At 59.4% G+C, this 3,077-nt stretch carries 3 protein-coding genes; 2 read left to right on the forward strand and 1 reads right to left on the reverse strand.

The genetic code is table 11. The annotated features are described in order from the left end of the window. Nucleotides 1-149: light-harvesting antenna LH1, alpha subunit (gene pufA, locus GJ668_RS19510; RefSeq protein WP_155451749.1), on the forward strand; the 149-nt coding region annotated here is incomplete at its 5' end. Between the two features lie 339 nt (nucleotides 150-488). Then, nucleotides 489-1,931, forward strand: coding sequence for a BCD family MFS transporter (locus GJ668_RS19515; RefSeq protein WP_155451750.1), 1,443 nt, complete (start codon nucleotides 489-491; stop codon nucleotides 1,929-1,931). A 108-nt stretch (nucleotides 1,932-2,039) separates the two neighbouring features. Here GJ668_RS19515 and GJ668_RS19520 read toward each other — a convergent pair whose 3' ends face one another. Then, nucleotides 2,040-2,696: a thiol:disulfide interchange protein DsbA/DsbL gene (locus GJ668_RS19520; protein ID WP_155451751.1), complete on the reverse strand. Its 657-nt coding sequence runs from the start codon at nucleotides 2,694-2,696 to the stop codon at nucleotides 2,040-2,042. Nucleotides 2,697-3,077 lie beyond the last annotated feature (381 nt).

Consider the following 3,077-nt stretch of genomic DNA (forward strand, 5'->3'; position numbering starts at 1 on the left):
TCGCAAAGCCGAAGAACCCCGAAGACGATTGGAAGATCTGGCTGGTTGTCAATCCGGCTACCTGGCTGATGCCCATCTTCTACGCCCTGCTGGTTCTGGCCATCGCTGTCCACGCGGTTGTCTTCTCGGTCGGCCTCGGCTGGCAGTGATTGCACGCCAATCGATGTCAGTCGCCTATCGGTGACGCTGACGTCGATTCGAGACGTACAGCACTGTACGTCGCACGGCGGATGGAATGCCCTACTCTTGTGTGCGTTCCGTCCGCCGTGTGGTTTTCAAGAACGGCGCTCGCCGTCCTCCGCTCCAACGTCCTTCCGCTTCTCCCCGAAACCTTCCAATGAAACCCATGGAAGCGTACCATCGCCGCCTTGCGACGACGGCCTTCGATTTAGCCCACAGGGTTTGAATCCAGGTGATGGCGTTCGTCATGCATCGAGCGTGCGTCCATGCCGCGCGCCATTTTATTCAAGTTCGGAGATGATATTGGCATGAGTGAACCTATCGATCCACGGTTACTCGCCTGGCGTCAGCTCGTACGCCGACTGATGCCCTTCGCGGACGTGGCGACCCCTGATTTGCCGATGCCGCGCCTGCTGCGCTTGTCGCTGTTCCAGGTTTCGGTCGCCATTGCCATGGTGCTGCTCACTGGAACGCTCAACCGCGTCATGGTCGTTGAACTCGGGGTTCCGACCTGGCTGGTGGCGACCATGCTGGCTCTGCCGCTGATCTTTGCGCCCTTCCGCGCCTTGATTGGGCACCGTTCGGACTATCACCGCTCAGCGTTCGGTTTGCGCCGCGTTCCTTATATTTGGTTCGGCAGCATGTTGCAGTTCGGCGGTTTTGCGATCATGCCGTTTGCGCTGCTGCTGTTGGCCGATGCCTCGAACAGCCTGAATATCCTGGGCAAGCTGGGTGCTGGACTCGCCTTCCTGATGGTCGGTGCCGGGTTGCACACTACCCAGACCGCGGGCTTGGCGCTGGCCACGGATCTAGCTTCGCCGGATAAGCGTCCGCGCGTCGTGGCATTACTCTATGTCACCCTGCTGCTCGGTATGGTGCTCAGCGCCTTACTCTTCGGGCGCCTGCTGACCAATTTTTCGCAGCAGTTGCTGATTCAGCTCATCCAGGGCGCCGCGGTCGCCACGATTGCGCTGAACCTCGTTGCGCTGTGGAAACAGGAGGCGGTTGATTCAGAGCGCGCCGCCAATCCGGCCAAGCGTCCCCCGTTTCTCGAAACCTGGCGTGAGTTTGCCGCGGGTGGTCAGGCGAGTCGATTGTTGATCATCGTCGGTCTTGGCACGGCCGGTTTCACCATGCAAGACATTTTGCTTGAACCCTATGGCGGTCAGGTGCTGGGCATGAGCGTGTCGCAGACGACCGCCTTGACGGCGCTCTGGGCGACCGGAACCCTGGCTGCCTTCGTTTTATCGGGGTATTGGCTGGCTCAAGGCGGCAATGCCTATCGGCTCACGGCCATCGGCGTGCTTTTTGGGCTCCTGGCCTTCTCGGCTGTCATCTTTGCGGCGAGTTCAGGGTCGGTCATGTTGTTTCGTTCTGGCACGGCCTTGATTGGATTCGGCGGGGGGTTCCTTGCGGTTGGAACCTTGACGGCGGCTATGGATATGGCTGGAGCTGATCATGGCGGTCTTCACAGCGGCTTAGCGCTCGGTGCCTGGGGCGCGGTTCAGGCAACCGCGAACGGGATTGCCATGGCGGTTGGCGGCAGCATGCGTGATGTCGTGTCCAGTCTGGCCGACAGGGGGATTTTCGGGCCAGACCTGACTGGACCGGCGGTCGGATATATCGCCGTTTATGGACTCGAGATCCTTCTGTTGGCCGGTGCCCTGGTCATGATCGTTCCGATGGTGCTGAAGCGCCACGAGATCGTCGCGCGTGATTCATCCAAGATCGGACTCGATCACATGCCGTAGACGGCGATCGATGTCGTGTGGTTGGAGCGCGCAACCCGGCGCTAACCGAACCGATCATGTGCGCTCCAAGTAAACAGGCCCCCGCGATCGACGTGGGGGCTTTGTTTTTTAGCCCGCCGCGACACCTTCGTTGCGTGCCCGGTCGATCAGTTGATCCGCGATCGTGAGTAGATCAGGTATGCCCTTGGCGTTGTTGCCCAGCACGACGTAACGTCCCGCAACGGCAATCGTTGGCACGGCGTTGATCTGATACCGCCCGGCCAGATAGTCCGCGCGGCCGATCTTGGTCTGAACATCGAACGAGTTGAAGACTTCCGTGAAGCGCTGGATGTCGATCTCCTTGTCACTCAACCACTCCAGGATCGCCGGTTCAGTGTAGAGCTTGACGCGTTGCTCATGCAGGGCGGTGAAGACCGCCTGATCGAGTCGTTCCAGCGCATCGAGGCTTTCCAGTGAATAGAAGAGGCGCGAGAGGTTGGCCCAAGCCTGACGTCCAAAGGTAACGGGCACCCGCCGCAGCACGACGTCCTCCGGTAACGTCGACTTCCACTGTGTGATCAGCGGGTTCAGTGAGCCGCAATGTGGGCAGCCATAGGAAAAGAATTCCAGCACTTCAATCTTTCCGGGGGCGTCGGTGGGTTGCGGCGGCACGATCGCGCGCCAATCCTGTCCTTCCTCCAGGTTCGCCTGGGCGGCCAACGGTAAGGTCGAGAGGGTGAGCGCGCTCAAGAGCAGTTGGCTGAAGTGTCTACGTGTCAGTGGCATCGGGTGTTCTCCAGTGATTGAGCGACGACAAGCCAGATTGTCGGGATGACAATCATACCGAATCGTCACAGACTCCATACCTTAAATTAAATCAATATCTTGGCCCTGTCTAAGGCATGGAGTAGGGGTGTCGCCCAGAGTCCATCGTCGATTTTCTCAGTGATTTGGCGCAAATTTTTTCGCCCCGTGGGTTGACAGGAATTTGGAGGTGGTTAAAATGCGCGGCTTCCCAAGGAACGGGGGATGAGGAGGCCGAAGCGAACGCGGAGGCCATCCGGGGAAAGCGGACTTGAAGCGCCCCGAGGCTGAAAAAAAGGAGTTGACAGTCGGAAGGGAGTCTGTAGAATAGTCGGTCTTGGCGAGACGCGGGTTTCGCGAAGA

Origin of the sequence: Allochromatium palmeri, assembly GCF_009720725.1 — a bacterium.
GTDB classification, from domain to species: Bacteria; Pseudomonadota; Gammaproteobacteria; order Chromatiales; family Chromatiaceae; genus Thermochromatium; species Thermochromatium palmeri.

Excerpts from the sequence above, each read along its gene's own strand:
- GJ668_RS19515 (WP_155451750.1), top strand. The coding sequence starts at position 489 with ATGAGTGAACCTATCGATCCACGGTTACTCGCCTGGCGTCAGCTCGTA.
- GJ668_RS19520 (WP_155451751.1), bottom strand. The coding sequence starts at position 2,696 with ATGCCACTGACACGTAGACACTTCAGCCAACTGCTCTTGAGCGCGCTC.